The organism is Halopelagius fulvigenes (assembly GCF_042662625.1).
GTDB lineage: Archaea > Halobacteriota > Halobacteria > Halobacteriales > Haloferacaceae > Halopelagius > Halopelagius fulvigenes.
Genome location: NZ_JBHSXH010000015.1, coordinates 777,208 through 796,242 on the forward strand (window position 1 = coordinate 777,208; position 19,035 = coordinate 796,242).

General features: G+C 68.2%; 20 protein-coding genes and 2 pseudogenes. 9 read left to right on the forward strand and 13 right to left on the reverse strand.

The annotated features are described in order from the left end of the window. Nucleotides 1-28: 28 nt before the first annotated feature. The 3 genes and pseudogenes from ACFQEV_RS14100 to ACFQEV_RS14110 all read right to left on the reverse strand — a co-directional run bounded on the left by ACFQEV_RS14100 (nucleotide 29) and on the right by ACFQEV_RS14110 (nucleotide 1,907). Nucleotides 29-724 carry a class I SAM-dependent methyltransferase gene (locus tag ACFQEV_RS14100; protein WP_379697228.1) on the reverse strand — a complete coding sequence of 232 codons (696 nt, stop codon included), beginning with the start codon at nucleotides 722-724 and terminating at the stop codon, nucleotides 29-31. A 47-nt stretch (nucleotides 725-771) separates the two neighbouring features. Further along, nucleotides 772-1,290: pseudogene (locus tag ACFQEV_RS14105) on the reverse strand (type II secretion system F family protein); the annotation flags it as partial. A gap of 113 nt (nucleotides 1,291-1,403) precedes the next feature. Next, nucleotides 1,404-1,907: a DUF7549 family protein gene (locus ACFQEV_RS14110; RefSeq protein WP_379697231.1), complete on the reverse strand. Its 504-nt coding sequence runs from the start codon at nucleotides 1,905-1,907 to the stop codon at nucleotides 1,404-1,406. Nucleotides 1,908-2,038: 131 nt separating this feature from the next. Between ACFQEV_RS14110 and ACFQEV_RS14115 the strand changes: the two genes are divergently transcribed. Both ACFQEV_RS14115 and ACFQEV_RS14120 read left to right on the forward strand, forming a co-directional pair. After that, nucleotides 2,039-2,515: a DUF5793 family protein gene (locus tag ACFQEV_RS14115; protein WP_379697233.1), complete on the forward strand. Its 477-nt coding sequence runs from the start codon at nucleotides 2,039-2,041 to the stop codon at nucleotides 2,513-2,515. A gap of 98 nt (nucleotides 2,516-2,613) precedes the next feature. Next, the gene (locus ACFQEV_RS14120) at nucleotides 2,614-3,240 is read left to right on the forward strand and encodes a uracil-DNA glycosylase family protein (RefSeq protein ID WP_379697235.1); all 627 of its coding nucleotides are present in this window, start codon (nucleotides 2,614-2,616) and stop codon (nucleotides 3,238-3,240) included. Nucleotides 3,241-3,756: 516 nt separating this feature from the next. Here the strand turns inward: ACFQEV_RS14120 and ACFQEV_RS14125 are convergent. Both ACFQEV_RS14125 and ACFQEV_RS14130 read right to left on the reverse strand, forming a co-directional pair. Further along, entirely contained in the window at nucleotides 3,757-4,434 is a 678-nt protein-coding gene (locus tag ACFQEV_RS14125) for an MBL fold metallo-hydrolase (protein ID WP_379697237.1), read from the reverse strand. A 51-nt stretch (nucleotides 4,435-4,485) separates the two neighbouring features. Continuing rightward, nucleotides 4,486-4,917, reverse strand: coding sequence for a hypothetical protein (locus ACFQEV_RS14130; RefSeq protein WP_379699970.1), 432 nt, complete (start codon nucleotides 4,915-4,917; stop codon nucleotides 4,486-4,488). 277 nt (nucleotides 4,918-5,194) lie between these two features. Here ACFQEV_RS14130 and ACFQEV_RS14135 point away from each other — a divergent pair, with 277 nt between their 5' ends. Further along, on the forward strand, nucleotides 5,195-5,470 hold the full coding sequence (locus tag ACFQEV_RS14135) for a hypothetical protein (protein WP_379699972.1): 276 nt from the start codon (nucleotides 5,195-5,197) through the stop codon (nucleotides 5,468-5,470). 77 nt (nucleotides 5,471-5,547) lie between these two features. On the opposite strand, the pseudogene ACFQEV_RS14140 reads toward ACFQEV_RS14135, so the two are convergent. Continuing rightward, nucleotides 5,548-5,679, reverse strand: a pseudogene (locus ACFQEV_RS14140) (DnaJ domain-containing protein); the annotation flags it as partial. A gap of 60 nt (nucleotides 5,680-5,739) precedes the next feature. After that, nucleotides 5,740-6,135, reverse strand: coding sequence for a hypothetical protein (locus tag ACFQEV_RS14145; RefSeq protein ID WP_379697239.1), 396 nt, complete (start codon nucleotides 6,133-6,135; stop codon nucleotides 5,740-5,742). Between the two features lie 95 nt (nucleotides 6,136-6,230). On the opposite strand from ACFQEV_RS14145, the gene ACFQEV_RS14150 reads away from it, so the two are divergent. Beyond that, nucleotides 6,231-7,217 (forward strand): MBL fold metallo-hydrolase, encoded by a 987-nt coding sequence (locus ACFQEV_RS14150; protein WP_379699875.1) that lies wholly within the window; start codon nucleotides 6,231-6,233, stop codon nucleotides 7,215-7,217. Between the two features lie 26 nt (nucleotides 7,218-7,243). Then, on the forward strand, nucleotides 7,244-7,528 hold the full coding sequence (locus tag ACFQEV_RS14155; RefSeq protein WP_092536614.1) for a DNA-directed RNA polymerase subunit L: 285 nt from the start codon (nucleotides 7,244-7,246) through the stop codon (nucleotides 7,526-7,528). A gap of 82 nt (nucleotides 7,529-7,610) precedes the next feature. On the opposite strand, the gene hisF is transcribed toward ACFQEV_RS14155, so the two are convergent. The 3 genes from hisF to ACFQEV_RS14170 form a co-directional block, all read right to left on the reverse strand. Further along, complete coding sequence (hisF, locus tag ACFQEV_RS14160; RefSeq protein ID WP_379697243.1) at nucleotides 7,611-8,423, reverse strand: imidazole glycerol phosphate synthase subunit HisF; 813 nt, start codon at nucleotides 8,421-8,423, stop codon at nucleotides 7,611-7,613. 60 nt (nucleotides 8,424-8,483) lie between these two features. Beyond that, entirely contained in the window at nucleotides 8,484-10,247 is a 1,764-nt protein-coding gene (locus tag ACFQEV_RS14165) for a glycoside hydrolase family 13 protein (protein WP_379697245.1), read from the reverse strand. Between the two features lie 99 nt (nucleotides 10,248-10,346). Then, nucleotides 10,347-12,170, reverse strand: a complete 1,824-nt coding sequence (locus ACFQEV_RS14170; protein ID WP_379697248.1) for an alpha-glucosidase — start codon at nucleotides 12,168-12,170, stop codon at nucleotides 10,347-10,349. A 133-nt stretch (nucleotides 12,171-12,303) separates the two neighbouring features. Between ACFQEV_RS14170 and ACFQEV_RS14175 the strand changes: the two genes are divergently transcribed. Both ACFQEV_RS14175 and ACFQEV_RS14180 read left to right on the forward strand, forming a co-directional pair. Beyond that, a complete protein-coding gene (locus ACFQEV_RS14175; RefSeq protein ID WP_379697251.1) occupies nucleotides 12,304-12,465 on the forward strand; it encodes a DUF7550 family protein in 162 nt (53 codons plus the stop codon). A gap of 126 nt (nucleotides 12,466-12,591) precedes the next feature. Next, a complete protein-coding gene (locus tag ACFQEV_RS14180) occupies nucleotides 12,592-13,098 on the forward strand; it encodes a hypothetical protein (protein ID WP_379697254.1) in 507 nt (168 codons plus the stop codon). Here ACFQEV_RS14180 and purL read toward each other — a convergent pair whose 3' ends face one another. Continuing rightward, nucleotides 13,099-15,285: a phosphoribosylformylglycinamidine synthase subunit PurL gene (gene purL / locus ACFQEV_RS14185; protein WP_379697257.1), complete on the reverse strand. Its 2,187-nt coding sequence runs from the start codon at nucleotides 15,283-15,285 to the stop codon at nucleotides 13,099-13,101. Between the two features lie 128 nt (nucleotides 15,286-15,413). On the opposite strand from purL, the gene ACFQEV_RS14190 reads away from it, so the two are divergent. Next, the gene (locus ACFQEV_RS14190) at nucleotides 15,414-16,097 is read left to right on the forward strand and encodes a PHP domain-containing protein (RefSeq protein WP_379697260.1); all 684 of its coding nucleotides are present in this window, start codon (nucleotides 15,414-15,416) and stop codon (nucleotides 16,095-16,097) included. After that, nucleotides 16,097-17,230: an asparagine synthase C-terminal domain-containing protein gene (locus tag ACFQEV_RS14195; RefSeq protein ID WP_379697263.1), complete on the forward strand. Its 1,134-nt coding sequence runs from the start codon at nucleotides 16,097-16,099 to the stop codon at nucleotides 17,228-17,230. Before ACFQEV_RS14190 ends, ACFQEV_RS14195 begins: the two co-directional genes overlap by 1 nt. On the opposite strand, the gene ACFQEV_RS14200 is transcribed toward ACFQEV_RS14195, so the two are convergent. Together ACFQEV_RS14200 and ACFQEV_RS14205 are read right to left on the reverse strand one after the other, a co-directional pair. Continuing rightward, the gene (locus ACFQEV_RS14200; protein WP_379697265.1) at nucleotides 17,227-17,697 is read right to left on the reverse strand and encodes an NUDIX hydrolase; all 471 of its coding nucleotides are present in this window, start codon (nucleotides 17,695-17,697) and stop codon (nucleotides 17,227-17,229) included. The two genes, ACFQEV_RS14195 and ACFQEV_RS14200, sit on opposite strands and share 4 nt — an antisense overlap. Nucleotides 17,698-17,829: 132 nt before the next feature. Next, nucleotides 17,830-18,822 (reverse strand): transcription initiation factor IIB, encoded by a 993-nt coding sequence (locus tag ACFQEV_RS14205; protein ID WP_379697267.1) that lies wholly within the window; start codon nucleotides 18,820-18,822, stop codon nucleotides 17,830-17,832. Between the last annotated feature and the right edge of the window lie 213 nt (nucleotides 18,823-19,035).

Here is a 19,035-nt window from a genome sequence, read left to right on the forward strand (position 1 = left end):
CAGCCGCGAAACGCCGCCGGACGGCGGGCTACGCCGGCGAGACGACGGCGTAACAGTTCCCACTGGAGACGAACGCCTCGCGCACGCGCAGGTCGCTCTCGCCGAGGTCGGACTCGAACTCGTCGGGGGCGTAGATGTGGTAGAACCGCGGGACGCGTTCGCCGCCGGGGAGCGTCCAATCGACGGTGGTGTCGAACCCCTCCGTCTCCTCGAACCGGTCGTGTTCGGTGGACCAAGCGCTGACCACCGCCCGCCCTTCGGGGCGGAGGACGCGCGCCAACTCCGAGAGGCTCCGCACGCGGTCCTCGCGCGTCCGGAGGTGGTGGAGCGTCGCCACGTACACGGCGATATCGAACGCGTCGTCGCGGAACGGAAGTTCGGCGGCGTCGCCTCGGACGAGTTCGACGTCGAACCCTCGCTCCGCCGCCCGTTCGGCGGCCTGGTCGAGCAACCCGCGACTCGCGTCGAAGCCGACGACGGCGGCGACGTCCTCGGCCATCGCCTCCGCGTGGCGGCCGTTGCCGCACCCGAGGTCTAACCCCCGCGCCGAGTCGGCGGCGTGGTCGTCGAGGAACGACGACACCTCGGGCCACGGGTACTCGCGGGTCGATGCGAAGTGCTCGGCGATTCGGTCGTACGTCTCGCGCGGCGTCTCCGCACCCGTCGGGCCGTCGGCGTTCGTGCCGCCGTCGTCCGGGCCGCGTCCATCGTCCTCGCCGTCCATACCCTCCGGTCGCCGTCGGCGTACAAAGGCGCGACGACCCGCGGTCGCTACAGGAAGGCGAAGAGCAGGTACGCGGCGGCGAGCAGTACGGTCGCGTGCTTGACGCCGTCGCAGAGGCTCCCCTCGCCGAGTTGCCCAGCGACGAGGCCGGAGCAGACGCCCTGTACGGCCGCCACGTGGAAGAACAGCAGTTCGTACGCCTCCGTATCGACGGCCCGCAGGCCGGAGAAGAGGCCCGTGGAGACGCCGCCGACCTCCCCGCTCCCGAGGGCGGGCGAACTGCCCGCGGCTTCGACCGCCGGGATGAACGCGACGGTCAGCGCCGCGATGATGCCGAGGAAGACGAGGAACGAGACGTAGATGACGACGAGGTAGGTAAGCATCTCCTGTCGTCGCTCCTCGCGGAGTCGGCGACCGTCCCGCGCCTCGTCGGCCGCGATGCGGAGGACGGGCGCGATGTCGCCGCTGGCGACCATCGCGTTCGTGATGAGCGTCACCGCCCGCGAGACGAGGGGCGTCCGAACGCGCTCCTCCATGCGGCGAAGCGCCGTCTGCGCGTCCTCACCGCTCTCCGTCGCGTCCCCGCCGTCACCCCTCGCGTCGTTCGGTTCTGACATGCGTCCCCCTTCCGAAGGTCACCGGTCGTTTCGGTCGGAGTGACCTAAATTCGTGCGAACGATTACGTTCGGTCAACCGACAGGAGGACGCCGGCGAAGACGAAGCAGAAGACGACGCCGAGGGGAATCGGGACGCCGGGGAACCCCCGCGTCCACAGGAGGGCGGTGGCGGCCGAGAGGACGACGCCCGTCAGGCCGAGGAGTCCGCCGAGGAGGCGAACCGGGTCGACCGGCCCCGCCTCGACGGCGCCCTCGCGGGCGTAGTAGAGTGCGGCGAACGCGACGGCCGCCGCGAGGACGGCCGCGCCGACCGCCCACGCCTGATAGGCGACCGCTATCGTCTGTCCCGACTGGAACGCGATGGCCGAGAGGGGGTCGGAGACGTGAACCGCGTCGGCGAACGGGACGCCGAACGCGTACCGTATCTGAAAGAACGGGAATCGGACGAAGAGGACGGACCCGCCGGAGACGGCGGACGAGTACGTCACGTTCCACGGGATGAACGCCGTCAACCACGCGGATACCACTGCGAGTGCCCCGGCGTGTTCGGAGCGTACCCAGACCATACCCGAGGCGAACCGTCGAAGGGGTAAAACCTACCGACTGTCATCGACCGCAACGCGTGCCGACCGTCGGCCGAGATACGTGGATAGGCGTTACGTTCATACGCGGTGGGCACCCAACTTCTAGTAACGGAATGAGGCGTGATTACTTCCAGTTGGACGTCGAAAACATCGACTGGGTTGAGACGGATGGGGACGCCGAAAAGCCTCTCGTGCGGATCGACTTCCGGGGTCCGGAGGGGTCGCTCCGAGAGCGCTTGACCGGGACCGAGGAGTCGCTTTTGGAGGCCGAGGAGACGGACGTGGCCTACCGCCTCCAGGACGGCATCGACGACCCCGACGCGACGGGCGTCGTGAGCGTCACGAACAGAATCACCGGGGATTTCGTGCTCGAACTGAACGAAGACGCCGACGACGTCCTCCGGTTCATCCGCGCGGCGCGGGAGTACGGCCAGTACACCGCCGACCCGGACGAGGGACGCTATCGAGTCGAAATCAGCGTCGAGGGCGAACACCTCGTCTCCTACGAGAAACAGACGTTTCTCGTGTACGACAAGGAGGGTAACCTCCTCCGCGGCCAGAGTCTCATCCCCTCCGGCGTCGAACTCTGAGGCGTCGGGGGTCTCGTGACCGCCCGGCGAGGAGTTCGCTCGACGACGCCCGGGTGGAATCACACGACATATTACGCCGCCGTCGCTACTTCTGCGTCGTGGAGAACGTAACCGACCGCACGAGCAATCCCTTCGGCATGCGACCGGCGTGCGACCGGTTCGTTCCGGGGTACGGAGACGCGAACGCGAACTTCCACGTCGTCGGCGACCATCCCGGCGTCCACGGCGGAGAGGCCACGGGCGTCCCGTTCACCAACGAACCCGGGGTGCGACTGCAGGTCGCACTCGCGGAGGCGGGCCTCCTCGATTCGACCGGCGACAGACCGGACGTTCGGAAGTCCTTCTTCTCGTATCTGCACATGTGCGTCCCCGACGGAACGCCGACGCAGGCGGAGTACGACGACATGGAGCGATTCTTCGACGCCGAACTCCGCGCGATAGCCGCGCACGTCCTCCTGCCCGTCGGCGCCCGCGCGACGGCGCACGTCCTGCAGAACTACACGGCGCAGGCGTGGAAGACCGAGATAGACATGGAGGCGCTACACGGCGAGGAAATTCGCGGAAGCGGCTTCCTCGTCTACCCCATCGAGGACCCCGCCGAGTGGGACGAGACACACCACGACCGACTGGTCGAGTCACTGCTCGAACTCCAATCGACCGACTACCGACGCGAGGCCGACCTCGGCCGGTTCGAAGCCGGCAACGACCCGTATCTCGTACGTTAATCACCCGCACGCTTCTCGAAACGGCGATTTCGGTCGATTTTCCCCGGTGAATAACACAGTAACGACCATGAAGATTAAATGGATTTTCGGTTCCGTGCCGATAACGGCCACAATTACCAACCATCCGTCCACTACTCGATGACGAGTTGGATGTTATTGGCAGGAACAAAGGACTTTTGACGACATGCGTCAAAGACCATACTGACGCGCGTGGTGTACTCCGGGCGCGTCAGGTAAGGAACTGCGAGACTGGTGCTCTTCGCAGTGGCTTGGTCAGTCCGGGGCCCCGCTTTCGCGCGGACCCCGCTTCCTTCTCGCCGAACTATCCGAGGAGCGTCAGGTACCGAGCGGTCGGACCTCAACGCCGCCGTTATCCGCCGAAATCGTCAGCGACGGCCCCCGTCGCCGAGCGTTCCGACGATGCGAGACGCAACGTCGTCGCGTCGGCGAGGCCGATGTCGGCAATCTCGCGTCGCTCCGCAGATACGCCGACCGAATCGAAAACGCCCGTGGTCGTTACGCCAGTCTGTCCGCGAGGCGACGGAGCGCCCCGTACCCGTCGCGGGGGAGGGGATAGCCGTGTCCCACGCAGGCCGCCTCGAACGGGGGGACGCGTTCCGCGAACTCCCGGACGCTCTCGGCGTTCTGGTCGGTGTCGTAGTTCATGAACCGGGGGAGCAGTTCGAGGCCCCCGCCGGACTCCTGGACCAAGTCGCCGAGGAACGCCGCCTCGTGGGCGTCGTGGTGGTAGCAGACGTGGCCGGGCGTGTGTCCCGGCGTGCGGTACACGTCGAACTCGCCGACGGAGTCGCCGTCGGCGACGAGTCGAACCTCGTTCTCCGGCACCGTCGCGAGTGGCGCGGTCAGTCGCTGGATGACGCCCTTGGCGTTCGTCAGGAGGGGGACGACTTCGCCCTGCAGGTAGGCGGCGTCCGGTTCCGCGACGTATATCGGCGTCTCCCCGTCCAACCCGAGAGAACCGAGAGCGCCGACGTGGTCCACGTCGTAGTGGGTGAGAAGCACGCGTTCGATGTCGCCCGGCGAGAGGCCCGCCCGGTCCAGCATCGCGCGCATCCGGTCGCCGTCCAACGGCGTGCCGGCGTCCACCAGCGTCAACACCCCGTGGTCGTCCACGAGGTACGCGTTGACCCCTCGCAAATCGAATCGTCTGACCGCGCCCGGTTCGAGGCTCATGCGCCCGTATTCGCGGCGAACTGACAAAAGTTCCGTCCCCGTTCGGCGGGGTCAGCGGTCCGAGAGCAGGAACCAACCCACGTCGCCGAGGAAGACGAGCGTCGCCGCGAGGGGGAGGACGACGAGGAGTGCGAGCGTCGCGCCCGACGGTTCCACGGCCACCGCCGTCCCGAACGAGAACGCCCCGAGGGGGGCGAACGCGCCGACGAGGTAGAGGTACGCCGTCCCGCGGCCGAACTTCGCCACCGTCCCGACGAAGACGAGTGCGAGGAGGGCCGCGCCCGCCGGGAACGCCAGCCCCACCGAGGGCGGCGCGGCGACGGTTCCGAGGACGAACGCCCCCGGCGGCGTCAACCCGTGACTCGCCGACAACGCGGCCGTCGGGTCCGCCGTCGCCGCCGACGCGAGAACGGAGAGCGCATCGAGGTTCGACCGCAGGTAGACGGCCAGACCGGCGACGTACCCGACGCCCGCGAGGAACACCGCGGTCCACGCGTACCAGAGCGGACTCCGCGTCGAACCCTCGTCGGTCGCCGCCGCGTCGGACTCGGAGGCCGATGCCGAGTCCGACGTTGACCCGTCCGCGCCGCGGTCGGTTCGACTCCGCGACCGAGTCCGGGAACGCGACGCTCGGTCCCCGGAGGACCGGTCGGAGGATCGCCGCGACCGACCGCGCGACGACCGAGAACTCCGCGTTCCCGTCGAGGACGACGCGGACGACGAGGACCGCGTCGACCCCGCGGACGACGTCGCGGACCGGGTGGAAGCGGACGACCTGGAGGACCGAGTGGACGACGAAGAGCGAGTGGAAGTGGACGACGAAGACCGGGTGGAGGAACTCGAAGAACGCGACGACCCCGAGGCGGTCGACGAAGGCGACGACGACGCGGAGGTGCCGCGGCCCGACGCCGACGAGGACCGACCGCCGCCCGTCGAACCGCCCGACCGAGAGGCGGTCTGCCAGCGGTTCCCGCCGGCGTTCGAGGGGCGGGTCATGCCCGCCGTCGGGAGGCCGTCGAGTCGCTTCGAGACGTAGTTCGCGTGTCCCATCCGGTCGTACGCGGAGCGCTCCGTCTCGTCGGAGAGCACCTCGTACGCCTTCTTGAGCGTCTTGAACTGCGCGGTCGAGCGGTCGTCGTCGTTCACGTCCGGATGGTACCGTCTGGCCTTCGCCCGCCACGCCGCCTTTATGTCGTCGTGGGAGGCATTTTCGGAAACCTCCAGCAGATCGTAGAAGTCGTCCATTCCCGTCGCTACCCGGTACGAAATCACCTGCTTTGAATGTACCGGCGCCCTACTGGTCAGTCATTCGATATGAACGAGGTAGGCGACGACGTAGAGGAGCACCGTCAGGACGACCGCGGTGACCGCGGAGTAGGCGTGAATCCGCCGCGCCTGTCGCCTGTCCGCGCGGCGGTCCTCCTCCACCGACACCTCGCGGCGGTCGTCGCCCCCCTCGCTCACGTCGTAGATGCCGAGCGAGGCGAAGCGGGGGCAGAACTCGAACTGCCCCTGAAAGAACCCTTCTGCCGCGCCGAACAGGGGAAGCGCGCAGAGAACGAGCACCCACATCGGGCCGTCGGTGGCGAGCACCCACGTGATGAGGACGAGCGTCGCGACGGACGCGACGCCTCCCAGCGCGTAGCGTCGCCGTTGCTCGGCCTCGCCGATGTTGCACTCGCCGGGTTGATACTCCGACATATCGGCCCGTTCGCCCCGGAGGCCTGAAACGGTACGGTCCGCGGCGATTCGAGGGGATGAAAACCCTCATTGACCCGCTTCTCGTCCGGCGAGACATGGACCTCCACCGCATCCGACTCGGCAACGCCGTCTTCGAGGGGCGCAACAACGCCTACCTCCTCCGCGGCGACCGGACGACGCTCGTGGATCCCGGGGCGTCGCTCGATTCGGTTCGCGACGACCTGCATGCCGGCCTCGCGGCGGCGGGCGTCGAAGTCGCCGACGTGGACCAGATTCTCCTGACCCACTGGCACGCCGACCACGCCGGCCTCGCGGGCGAACTCGCCGCCGAGAGCGGTGCGACGGTTCGCGCACACGAGGCGGACGCGCCGCGTATCGCCGGCGACGGGGACGCCCTCGACGCGGAACGGCGGCGCAGGGACCGCCGCTTCGAGGAGTGGGGTATCCCGGCGGAGAAGCGAGCGGAGTTGGTCGAGTTTCTGGACCGCCACGGCGACCTGCGGGGCGAGGCCGTCGAGGTGGAGACGCTCTCGGACGGCGACCGGGTGTCCGCGGGCGACGGGGAACTCGAAGTCGTCCACCTGCCCGGCCACGCGGCCGGACTCGTCGGGTTCGTCGCCGGGGCGGACGGGGCGGCGGAGGCGTTCGTCGGCGACGCCATCCTCCCGAAGTACACCCCGAACGTCGGCGGGGCGGACCTCAGCGTGGACGGGCCCCTCGAACGGTACGTCGAGAGTCTGGTCCGCCTGATAGACCGCGACCTCGACCGGGCGTGGCCCGGCCACCGCGACCCCATCGACGACCCGACGGCGCGGGCGCGGACCATCCTCGAACACCACCGCGACCGGACGGAGCGAGTCGTCTCGGTCCTCCGGGAACGCGGGCGCGCGGACCCGTGGACGGTGAGCGCGGACCTGTTCGGCGAACTGGAGGACATCCACATCCTCCACGGACCGGGCGAGGCGTTCGCCCACCTCGACCACCTCGTCCGGCGGGGCGCGGCCGAACGGGCGGGCGACGAGTACCGCCTCTTGGAGTCGGACCCGAACGTCGCGGACCTGTTCCCGAATACGAAATACTGAAACGCCGCCGCCGGGAAAGGAGGGACATGGAACTGCGGGTCATCGATAAGACAGACGAGGAACTCCGCATGGAGATCGCGGGCGAGGACCACACGTTCATGAACGTCATCAAGGGCGCACTCCTGGAGACGGAGGGCGTCGCCGCCGCGACGTACGACGTGAACCCCGAGCAGTCCGGCGGCCAGACGGACCCCATCCTCTCTATCAAGACGGTGGACGGCACCGACCCCCTCGACGCCCTCGCGGACGCCTCCCGGCGCGTACAGAACATGACCGACGACTTCACGACGGCCTTCGAGGCCGCACTGTAGACGCAGACCGTTCCTGCGTCCGTTCTTCCGACGGAACCCGGCACCCGGCGAGAGGCGTCTCCGTCGTCGGAGAGACGGTCGCTCAGAAGCGAATCGGAACGTCCCTGTCGGCGAGATACCGCTTCGTCTCCTCTATCGAGTAGTCCCCGTAGTGGAAGATGGAGGCCGCGAGTCCGGCGTCCGCGCCCGCCTCGGTGAACACCTCGTACATGTCCTCGGGGCCGCCGCACCCCGAGGAGGCGATGACGGGCGTCGAGACGTTCTCGCAGACGGCCCGCGTCAGGGGGATGTCGTAGCCGTCCCTCGTGCCGTCGGCGTCGATGGAGTTGACGAACAGTTCGCCCGCGCCGCGGGACGCCGCCTCGCTGGCCCACTCCACCACGTCCACGCCGGTGCCCTCGCGGCCGCCCTTGACGGTGCACTCGAACCAACAGGACTCGCCGTCGACCCGTTCGTAGTGCTCGCCCTCCTCGTCGAACCGGCGGCGGGCGTCCACGGAGATGACGATGCACTGACTCCCGAACGACCGCGCGCCCTCGTTGACGAGCGAGGGGTTCCGCAACGCGGCGGTGTTGATGGACACCTTGTCCGCGCCGGCGCGGAGGGTCTCTTTGATGTCCTCGCGGGTGCGGATGCCGCCGCCGACGGTGAGGGGGATGAACACCTCGTCGGCCACCCGCGAGACGGTGTCGAGCATCGTCTCGCGGCCCTCCGCGGAGGCGGTGATGTCGAGGAAGACGAACTCGTCGGCCCCGGCGCGGTTGTACGCCTTCGCCATCTCGACCGGGTCGCCGGTGTACTCCAAGTCCTCGAAGTTGACGCCGGTGTAGACCGCGGGCTCGCCGTCTTCGTCCAGGTCGACGTCGATACAGGGGATGATTCGCTTCGTGAGCATTCGCTACCCGAAGGTTCGTCCAACGACCGTTTGACGGTTTCGACTACGGCGACGACCGGTTCACGCGGTCACCGGTTCGTCGAGGAGGTACACCCGCGCCTCCCACGGACGCAGGTCCAGCGTGTCGTTTATCCGCCCGAGGGGGGTGTTGTAGTTCCCGACGAGGAACTCCGCCTCGCCGACCACGTTCGCGGGCGGGGCGTACGTCGTCGTCGCGCTCGAAACGTTGAGGACGACGAACAACTCCGCGTCGGGCGTCACCCGCGAGTACGCCCACACCCGGTCGTGGTCCGTCGTGTGGAGGACGTAGTCGCCGTAGACGAACACGTCGTGCTCGTCGCGCGCGGAGAGAAGGTGCCGGTAGTACCGGCGGACCGACCGTTCGTCGCGCCGCGCGGCGGCGACGTTGACCTCCGTGTAGTTGGGGTTTACCGGCATCCACGGGTCGCCCTCGGTGAACCCGGCGTGTTCGTCGTCGTGCCACTGCATCGGCGTCCGCGCGTTGTCGCGAGAGCGGTACTGGACGAGGTCCAGAACCTCCTCCTCGGATTCGAGGCGGCCGCTCTGGCGGGCCACGCGGACGTTGTTCAGCGTGTCCACGTCGCGCACCTCCGTCAGCGACTCGAACGGGTAGTTCTGCATCCCGATCTCCTCGCCTTGGTACATGAACGGCGTCCCCTTCAGCGTCAAAAGCAGGGTGGCGAGGAGTTTCGCCGACTCGCGGCGGTACTCCTCGTCGTTTCCGAACCGCGACACCATCCGCGGTTCGTCGTGGTTGTTAAAGTGAAGCGAGTTCCACCCGTCGCCTTCGAGTCCCTTCTGCCACTCCGTCAGCGTGTCGCGGAGTTCGTCGAGGGTCCACTCGCCCTTCGACCACCGGCCGCCCTCGGGACCGAAGTCGAGTCGGAGGTGGTCGAAGTTGAACACCATGCTCATGCCGTCCTCGCCGAACTTCTTGGCCTCCTCGACGGAGACTTCGGCCATCTCGCCGACGGTCATCGCGTCGTAGTCCGAGATCACCCGGTCGTGCATCTCCGAGATGTACTCGTGGACGTTCGGCCCGTTGACGAACTGGTCCGCGCCGCGGACGATGGCGTCGGAGTCCTCCCCGTTCGGCAGGCCCTCGGGCTTGGAGATGAGGTTGATGACGTCCATCCGGAAACCGTCGATACCCTTCTGTAACCACCACTCCATCATCTCGTAGATCGCCTCGCGCACCTTCTCGTTCTGCCAGTTGAGGTCCGGTTGCTTCTCGTCGAACAGGTGGAGGTACCACTCGCCGGTCTCCTCGTCGTACGTCCACGCCGACCCCCCGAAGAACGACTCCCAGTCGTTCGGCGGCAGTTCGTACACCCCCTCCGGGAGGTGGTAGTCGGCGGGGTCGAACTCGGCCGCAGAGACCCCCGCCTCTCCGAGCGATCGCCCCTCGCGCCAGATGTAGTAGTCGCGGTACTCCGAGTCCGGCGAGGAGCGAGAGCGCTGGAACCACTCGTGTTCGTCGGAGGTGTGGTTCACGACGAGGTCCATGATGAGGCGCATGTCGCGTTCGTGCAGTCCGGCCAGCAGTTCCTCCCAGTCGGCCATCGTGCCGTACCGCTCGTTTATCGACCGGTAGTCGGCGATGTCGTAGCCGTTATCGACGCCGGGCGACTCGTAGACGGGGTTCAACCACACCACGTCCACGCCCAACTCGTCGAGGTAATCGAGTTTCTCGACGATGCCGGGGATGTCCCCGACGCCGTCGCCGTTCGAGTCGTTGAAACTCCGCGGGTAAATCTGGTAGACGACCGCCTCCTTCCACCACGCGCGGTCGAACTGCGGCATAGTTGAAATTCCTAACTGTCTCATGTTCACTCCATCGGTTCGGTCCCTCGGTCGTGCGGTTCGATACTCCTCGGCGGGTCGGCGAGTCGGCGAGTCGCCTCAGAGTCGGTACACTCGCGCTTCCCACGGACGGAGTTCGACCGACCCCTCGGTGATGGCGTCGGCCCGCGCCTCCGAAACGTCGTAGTTGGCCAAGAGCACGTCCGGGCCTGCGCCCGTCGCCTCCGCCTCCCCCTTCTCGTCGCCTCCGACGGCGGCGGCGACGGCGTCGGGCACCTCGAACGCGGTCGGTTCGCTGGCGAAGTTGAGCGTCACGAACAGCGTCACGTCGCCGAGCGACCGGGTGTAGAGCCACAGTCGTTCGTGGTCCCGCAAGTACGGTTCGTAATCCCCGTAGGCGACGACGTCGTGTTCGTCCCTGAGTTCGAACAGTCGTCGGTAGTAGTGCCACACCGACTCCGAGTCGCGCCGTTCGTCTTCCACGTTGACGCGAGAGTAGTTAGGGTTCACGGCTATCCACGGGTCGCCGTCGGTGAACCCGGCGTGGTCGTCGTCGCTCCACTGCATCGGCGTCCGGGCGTTGTCCCTGCTGTTGTTCCGCAGGCCGCGTTTCACCTCCTCGAACGACGCTATCTCGCCCGTCTTCTGCGCGCGGCGGACGCGGTTGAGCGTCGCCACGTCGCGGAAGTCGTCGAACGAGGAGAACGGGTAGTTCGTCATCCCCAACTCCTCGCCCTGGTAGACGTACGGCGTCCCCTGAAGCGTGTGCAGGAGCGTTCCGAGGAGTTTCGCCGACTCGCGGCGGTACTCGCCGTCGTTCCCGAACCGCGACACCATCCGGGGTTGGTCGTGGTTGTTGAGGTACAGCGAGTTCCACCCCTCCTCTTCGAGCCCCTTCTGCCACCGGTCGAAGACGCGTTTCAGGTCGGTGAGGCTCCACTCCTCCACGTCCCACATCAGTTCGCCCCTGTCGAGGACGACGTGTTCGAAGTGAAACAGCATCGAGAGGCCGTCGCCCTCCGGGCCGGGGGTGACGTACCGCCGCGCCTCCTCCATCGGCATCTCCGGGCCGACCATCTCCCCGACCGTCAGCAGATCGCGGTCCAAGACGGCGTCGCGCATCTCCGAGATGTAGTCGTGGACGTTCGGCCCGTTCGCCACCAGTTCGACCGTCGTCGTCTCCGACCCGACGTTCGGCAGGCCCTCGGGCTTGGAGATGAGGTTGATGACGTCCATCCGGAAGCCGTCGATACCCATCTCCAGCCACCACTCCATCATCTCGTACACCTCTTCGCGCACGTCCTCGTTGCGCCAGTTGAGGTCCGGTTGCTTGCGGTCGAACAGGTGGAGGTACCACTCGCCGGTCTCCTCGTCGTACGCCCACGCGGGGCCGCCGAACAGCGACCGCCAGTCGTTCGGCGGCGCTTCGTCCTCGGGGCCGACGGCGGGGACGGGGCCGTCCACGTTCTCTGCGTCGCGCCCCTCGCGCCAGATGTAGTAGTCGCGGTACTCCGAGTCCGTCGACGAACGGGAGCGTTCGAACCACTCGTGTTCGTCGGAGGTGTGGTTCACGACGAGGTCCATGATGAGGCGCATGTCGCGTTCGTGGAGGCCCGCGAGTAGTTCCTCCCAGTCGGCCATCGTCCCGAACTCGTCCGACAGGGAGCGGTAGTCGGCGATATCGTAGCCGTTGTCGGCGTGCGGCGACTCGTAGACGGGGTTGAGCCAGATCACGTCCACGCCCAACTCGTCGAGGTAATCGAGTTTCTCGACGATGCCGGGGATGTCGCCCACCCCGTCGCCGTCTGAGTCGTTGAAACTCCGCGGGTAAATCTGGTAGACGACGGCCTCCTTCCACCACCGCCTCGGTTCGCCGTTCGGGAGGACGTCGTCCCCCGCGCGGGCGTGGTTGTCGTCGGTCACGTGTACAGTTCCGGACGGGCGACACTTAGCCCCGGCGAATGTTTGCGTCGGCGGCGTCATCCCGCCCCCGTCGCGGCGCGCCGCGCCGTTCGGGTTAGGTGCGCTTTTGTACGGGGGGTTCGTGCCCCCGAGTATGAGCGACCACGGCCACGCGCCCGCCGAACACGACGAGGGAGAGGAACCGGGACGGACGACTGCGCCGATGCAGGAGTTCTCGACGGGACAGGTCACCACCGGCTTCCTCGTCCTCGCCGTCGGCCTCGTCGTCGTCTTCGGCGTCCCCCTCCTCCTGTAGGCGACGGCGGGTGCGGTCCTCCGCCGTCCGCCGATTTTCCGCCCGCATCGAAAGTCCGCGAGCGGCGAGAAACGCGCGTTTTGACGGCTCCTGAGAGTTATTGGCGCAGTCAGCGACTACTAGGACATGCCGACGACCACCTTCGAGGTCGGAGACTACGACTTCGCGGTCGAACCGTGGGGGCCGATAAAGCGCCGCGTCGTCGTCCGCGGCCCGGAACGGGAGGGGGGCGGGCGCGACGAGGCGACGTTGCTGTTCGCCGCCGACCGGTCGGAGACGGGCGTCGCGTACCACGTGGACGAGGAGGGGCGCGGCACCGCGGTTTGGGCGTACTTCGACGCCGAGGACTACGAGGACGTGATTCACGTCTTGGAGACGGGGACGCCGCCGTACCTCCACTACGGGTACACCAGCGGAACGGGAACGACGCGGACGCTGTACTTCGTCTCCGTCGAGACGTCCGCGAGAGTCCCCGGCGCCGGCGACGACCCGGACGGCGGCGGGAGGAGAGAGGATATCGAACGGTCGCTCCCGATGGGCGCGTACGACCCCGAGGAGTCGATGGACCTCGTGGACGACGACTCGGCGGACGCGGAGGCGTTCGACAGGATAGACGGGCGGAACGCGAACTGATTAGTCGAGCTCGCGGGCCAGAACGTCCCGCAGATCGGCGATTTCGGCGGCCTCGTACGTCAGCGTCTCGTCGCCGACCGAGAGGGTGAGGCGGCCGTCGCCGGTCGCCTCGCCGAGCGTTTCGACCGGCGCGACGCCGTCGAACGCCTCGCGAACGGCGTCGGCGTCCGTCGTCTCTATCACGGCGCGGCCGGGCGTCTCGTCGAACAGTGCGAGGGTCGAATCGACGGCGGCGTCCGCGCCCGCCTCCGCGGTGACCATCTCGGCCAGAGAGACGGCGAGGCCGCCGTGGCTCACGTCGTGGACCGCGAGCGTCGAGTCGAGGTCGGCGACCGACGCGAGGGTCGCGACCGTCTCGAACCCGTTCTCGGGAAGGGTCGGGAAGGCGTCCGAGCCACCCCGTTGTGCGAGGTACTCCGACCCGCCGAGTGCGCCGCCCGCCTCGCCGACGACGAGGAGTTCGCCCTCGTCCGAGAGCGAGAGGGGCGGGGCGTCGTACCCGGCTTTCGTCCCGACCATCGCCAGCGTCGGCGTCGGCGGAATCGGGCCGGAGACGGAGTCGTTGTACAGCGAGACGTTGCCGCCGACGACCGGCACCGAGAGGTCCCGGCACATGTCGGCGAGGCCGTCCACGATGCCCTCGAACCCGCCGTACACCTCGGGCTTCTCGGGGTTCCCGCCGTTGAGGCAGTCCACCGCGGCGAGGGGCGTCGCGCCCTTCGCGGCGAGGTTGGTCGCGTTCTCCAACGCGACGGCGCGCGCGCCCTCGTACGGCGCGCACGTCGTCCAGTTGGGGTTCGCGCCCGAGGAGATGGCGACGCCGGTTCCGGCCTCCCGCACCGCGACGACGGCGGCGTCGTCGCCCGGCCGGACGGTCGTCCGCAGACCGACCTCGTGGTCGTACTGCCGGTAGACCCACCGCTTCGACGCCGTGTTCGGGCTGGCAATGACGGACTCGAACGCCGCCGTCGGGTCGGCGTCCGGCAGGTCCCGGTCCGGCGTCTCCGGGTCAACCGAGTCCAAGTCGTTCATCGGCGCGCCCTCCGCGAGGAACTCCGGCGGCACGTCCACGACGGTTTCTCGCCCTCGCGGTTCGCTCTGTTCACCGCTCGGGTCGTCCGAGGCGCTACGCGCCTCGCTCTCGTCGAACGTGCAGACGTAGTTGCCCTCGGCGACTTCGCCGATGACCGAACAGCCGAGGTCGTACTTCTCGGCTATCTCCGCGACGCCCTCGACGTCCTCGGGGCGCACCTCGTACACCATGCGCTCTTGGGACTCCGCCAGCAGGATTTCGAGCGCGCTCATGTTCGGTTCGCGCTGGTGGACGCGGTTCAGGTCGATCCGCGCGCCGAACCCGCCCTTGGCGACGAGTTCCGAGGACGCGCCGCCGAGTCCGGCCGCGCCCAAGTCGCGGGCCGACCGGACGAGGTTCGCCTCGACGAGTTCCTCGTTGGCCTCGACGAGGAGTTTCTCCGTGTAGGGGTCGCCGACCTGTACCGCGGGGCGGTCCTCGGTTTCGGCGTCCTCCGCCAGGTCCTCGCTGGCGAACGACGCGCCGCCGAGGCCGTCCCGGCCCGTCGAGTTGCCGACGAGGACGAGTTTGTTCCCCGCCTCCTGCGCCTCGGCGGTGACGAGGCGGTCGGGGTCGAGCAAGCCGACGCAGGCGACGTTCACGAGGGGGTTGCCCTCGTAGTTCTCGTGGAAGTCCACGCTGCCCGCGACGGTGGGGACGCCGATGGCGTTGCCGTAGTCGGAGATGCCCTCGACGACGCCCTCCAAGAGGTACCGGGAGTGCTCTCGGTCGAACGCGCCGAAGTAGAGGCTGTCCGCGAGGGCGATGGGGTACGCGCCCATCGAGAGGGTGTCGCGGACGATGCCGCCGACGCCCGTCGCCGCGCCGTCGTAGGGGTCCACGTACGAGGGGTGGTTGTGGCTCTCGATGCCCATCGTCACGTACATCTCCTCGCCCTCGTCGCCGTGGACGGGGAGGGCGACCACGGCGGCGTCGTCGCCGGGGCCGACGACGACCCGTTCGCCGTCCGACGAGAAGGCCGAGAGCAGGGGCCGCGACGAACGGTACGCGCAGTGCTCGCTCCAGAGGTTCTCGAAGAGTTCCGCTTCCGCCGCCGTCGGGTCGCGCCCGAGTTCCGACGTGATGCGGTCGTAGTCCGAATCCGGCAGGCTCATTCACTTCCCTGTTCAAAGTGACCGGGTTAATGCTTTTCTGTGTGCACAGACGTGCATTACACCGCGGGGAGCGGCCGCGGCCGACGCGGACCGGGTGGCTTTTTTAGACCGGGAGAGTACGACCGGGCGTGTTACGGGTCGAGTTGCACGCTCATTCGGCGCTCTCGTACGACGGGCGCGACCCCGTCGAACTCCTCTTGGAGCAAGCGAGTGCGGTCGGATTGGACGCCCTCGCGGTCACGGACCACGACGAGATAGACGCGAGTCTCGAAGCCGCCGACATCGCCGAGGAGTACGGCCTCGTCGGCATCCCCGGGGCCGAAATCACCTCCGCGGCCGGACACGTCCTCGCGTTGGGCATCGAGGAACTGATTCCCGCCGGCCTCTCCTTCGACGAGACGCTCGACCGAATCCGACAGCAGGGCGGCACCGCCGTCGTTCCGCACCCGTTCCAGTCTTCGCGGCACGGCGTCGCGCCGCACGTCACCCGCGCGCAGCTCGCCTCGGCGGACGCCATCGAGATATACAACTCGCGGCTGTTCACCGGACTGGCGAACCGGCAGGCCGAACGGTTCGCCACGGCCCGCGGGTTGCCGATGACCGCTGGGAGCGACGCCCACATCAGCGAGATGGTCGGGCAGGCGGTGACCGAGGTGGGAACCGACACGCGCACCGCCGAGGCCATCTTGGACGCCATCGAGGCCGGACGGACGAGCGTCATCGGGAAGAAGACGCCGTGGCGCATCTCGCTCCAGCAGTTCGGCGGCGGCGTCAAGCGGCGCATCGTCCGCGGCGTCGCCGACTTCCTCTGATGTCTCGACTCCGCGGCGCGGACGAACGGACCGTCCGGGAGGCGATGGAGACGGGCGACCCCCTCCCCGGCACCGCCGGGTTCGCGGGCGAGGTGGACGGACACCTCGTCCGGGACGTTCTGGGCCGCCACCCGCTCTGTCACGAGGCGGCCGACCCCGGAACGTGGAGCTTCGACCGCCGGGACCTGGCCGACCCCGTCTCCCTCCCGGCGGGCGTCGTCCGTTCGCTCGATTCGGACGCCGACGTCGACGCCGACTCGCCGGCGAGGGGCGACGGCGACGGACCGACGTGGACGCTCCCGAACCCGGACCCGTACGCGGACCCGGAGGCGGGACTCGACGCGGTTCGGGTGGCCGTCACCGAGTCCGTCGAGTCCGTCGAGTCGGACGGTCTGGCCGTCGCCTTCTCCGGCGGCGTCGATTCCGCCGTCGTCGCCGCGGGCGTCCCCGACGCGCCGTGCTACGTCGCCGGGTTCGAGGGGAGTCACGACGTGGCTGCCGCCCGCGAGGCGGCCGCCGCGATGGACCGCGAGTTGCGCGTCGTCGAACTGACGCACGACGACCTGCGGGAGACGGTACCCGAACTCGTCTCCGTCCTCGGGCGGACGAACCCGATGGACCTCCAGATCGCCCTCCCCCTCCACCTCGTCGCCCGCCGCGCCGCCGAGGACGGGTTCGACCGCCTCGCGGTCGGACAGGGCGCGGATGAACTGTTCGGCGGGTACGCGAAGGTGCAGAAGGCCCCCGACGACCCGCGCGTCGCGGCCGACACCGTCCGCGGCGCGGCCCGCGAGATGGTGCTGACGCTCCCCGACCAGTTGGAACGGGACGTCCTCGCCCTGCGGGCGGCGGGCGTCGAACCGGTCGCGCCCCTGCTACACGACCGGGTGGTCGAGGCGGCGCTTCCGCTCCCCGGCGAGTTGCTGGTCGACGGAGAGACGCGGAAAGTCGCACTCCGCGAGACGGCGCGGGCGATGGTCCCCGAGTCCGTCGCCGCGGCGGACAAGAAGGCCGTCCAGTACGGGACGTACGCCGCGCGGGAACTCGACCGCCTCGCGCGCCGGGCGGGGTTCAAGCGGCGGATGGACGACCACGTCGAGAAGTACGTGAAGTCGCTCGTCGCCGAGGCTTAGGAGTTCTCCACGGCTTCGATGGCTTCGAGCCCTATCCGCACCGTGTCGGCGTCGAGTTCGCTCTCTCTGAGGTCCGAGGCGGTGTACCAGTCCCACAGCTCCGGGGGCGCCTCGCCGTCGGCGGGGGCTATCTCCCGGGAGTCGGCCCGCGCGAAGTAGACGTGGTCGATGTGCTGGTGTCCCACGCGGCCGTCCTCGTGGACGTTCACGTCGTACAGCATCGTGTACGCCGGTTCGGGGAGCGCCTCGCCCGCGGGCGCGTCGATCTCCGGCGTCTCGGCGACCAGCGTCGCGTCGAGGCCCGTCTCCTCTCTGACCTCGCGGAGGCCCGCCTCGTGGGGGAGTTCGTCCCTGTCGACGTGCCCGCCCGGCGGGACGCGGATGCCGAGCCTGTCGTGGCGGTGGAGGGCGGTTGCGCCGTCCGCGACGACGTACACCGTCGCGGTGAAGTGTCGAGTCGTCTCCATGCCCGTGCGTTCGCCCGCCGGGAGGTGGGTCTTGCGAAACGTCGTCGCTACGAGGGGAGACGCGATGACGACGAACGCGCCGAACGGCGCCGTCGCTCGCGGCGCGACGAACGGAAAAGAACAGCCGACGGCTTACGGCATCGAGAGCTGTTCTTCGGCTTCGAGGAGTTCGTGGTAGCGGTTGCGGATGGTGACCTCCGAGATGCTCGCCACGTCGCTCACCTGACTCTGCGTCACCTTCTCGTTCGTCAGGAGCGACGCGGCGTAGACGGCGGCGGCCGCGAGGCCGACCGGCGACTTGCCCGAGTGGACGCCCTTCTGCTTCGCGTTCTTCAGAAGCTGCCGCGCGCGGCGTTCGGACTCGTCGGAGAGGCCGAGTTCCGAGGCGAACCGCGGGACGTACTGCTCGGGGTCCGCGGGCTTTATCTGCAGCTTCAGTTCGCGGACGACGTAGCGGTACGTCCGCGCGATTTCGTCCTTCCCGACGCGCGAGACGTTGGTGATCTCGTCGAGCGAGCGGGGAGTCCCCGCCTGTCGCGCCGCCGCGTACAGCGACGCCGTCGCGACGCCCTCGATGGAGCGTCCCGGCAGCAAGTCGTCGTTGAGCGCGCGGCGGTAGATGACCGAGGCCGTCTCGCGGACGTTCTCGGGCAGGCCCAGTGCAGAGGCCATGCGGTCTATCTCGCCGAGCGCCTGCTTCAGGTTGCGCTCCTTCGAGTCGCGGGTGCGGAACCGCTCGTTCCACGTGCGGAGGCGCTGCATCTTCTCGCGTTGGCGCGAGGACAGCGACTTCCCGTACGCGTCTTTGTTCTGCCAACCGATGTTGGTCGACAGGCCCTTGTCGTGCATCATGTTCGTCGTCGGCGCGCCGACGCGGGACTTCTCGTCTTTCTCCCGGGAGTCGAACGCGCGCCACTCGGGACCGTGGTCTATCTCGTCTTCTTCGACGACGAGGCCGCACTCGTCACAGACAGTTTCACCGTGTTCGTTGTCCGTGACGAGACTCTCTGAACCGCACTCGGGGCAGCGCAGTTGCTCGTCGTCGCCCTCTTGCGTCTCCTTCTCGTTGTCACGCTCGCGCGCGCGTGCGCGCTCAGACGTGAAGCTTCGGACGCTGTCAGTCATAGTTGGGCAGAGAAACGGGCTGGAGCGTTCTCCGGTTACGACTACCCGCGGGTTTTACTTATATGTGTCGGCAGTATCCGTTCGAAATTCGGCCGAAAATTACATGGCGTCGGTACGATCGCGGGAATCAGTCGTGTTGGACACAGAACAACCAGTGTTTCATTCGGGTGAAGGGAGGAAATATTTACCAGTTCCGCCGACTCGCGTCCCGCG

Coding starts and splice junctions, on each gene's coding strand:
- ACFQEV_RS14115 (WP_379697233.1), top strand. CDS start 2,039: ATGAGGCGTGATTACTTCCAGTTGGACGTCGAAAACATCGACTGGGTT.
- ACFQEV_RS14200 (WP_379697265.1), bottom strand. CDS start 17,697: ATGGAGACGACTCGACACTTCACCGCGACGGTGTACGTCGTCGCGGAC.
- ACFQEV_RS14205 (WP_379697267.1), bottom strand. CDS start 18,822: ATGACTGACAGCGTCCGAAGCTTCACGTCTGAGCGCGCACGCGCGCGC.
- ACFQEV_RS14155 (WP_092536614.1), top strand. CDS start 7,244: ATGGAACTGCGGGTCATCGATAAGACAGACGAGGAACTCCGCATGGAG.
- ACFQEV_RS14100 (WP_379697228.1), bottom strand. CDS start 724: ATGGACGGCGAGGACGATGGACGCGGCCCGGACGACGGCGGCACGAAC.
- ACFQEV_RS14110 (WP_379697231.1), bottom strand. CDS start 1,907: ATGGTCTGGGTACGCTCCGAACACGCCGGGGCACTCGCAGTGGTATCC.
- ACFQEV_RS14180 (WP_379697254.1), top strand. CDS start 12,592: ATGCCGACGACCACCTTCGAGGTCGGAGACTACGACTTCGCGGTCGAA.
- ACFQEV_RS14125 (WP_379697237.1), bottom strand. CDS start 4,434: ATGAGCCTCGAACCGGGCGCGGTCAGACGATTCGATTTGCGAGGGGTC.
- purL (WP_379697257.1), bottom strand. CDS start 15,285: ATGAGCCTGCCGGATTCGGACTACGACCGCATCACGTCGGAACTCGGG.
- ACFQEV_RS14195 (WP_379697263.1), top strand. CDS start 16,097: ATGTCTCGACTCCGCGGCGCGGACGAACGGACCGTCCGGGAGGCGATG.
- hisF (WP_379697243.1), bottom strand. CDS start 8,423: ATGCTCACGAAGCGAATCATCCCCTGTATCGACGTCGACCTGGACGAA.
- ACFQEV_RS14165 (WP_379697245.1), bottom strand. CDS start 10,247: ATGCCGCAGTTCGACCGCGCGTGGTGGAAGGAGGCGGTCGTCTACCAG.
- ACFQEV_RS14145 (WP_379697239.1), bottom strand. CDS start 6,135: ATGTCGGAGTATCAACCCGGCGAGTGCAACATCGGCGAGGCCGAGCAA.
- ACFQEV_RS14150 (WP_379699875.1), top strand. CDS start 6,231: ATGGACCTCCACCGCATCCGACTCGGCAACGCCGTCTTCGAGGGGCGC.
- ACFQEV_RS14175 (WP_379697251.1), top strand. CDS start 12,304: ATGAGCGACCACGGCCACGCGCCCGCCGAACACGACGAGGGAGAGGAA.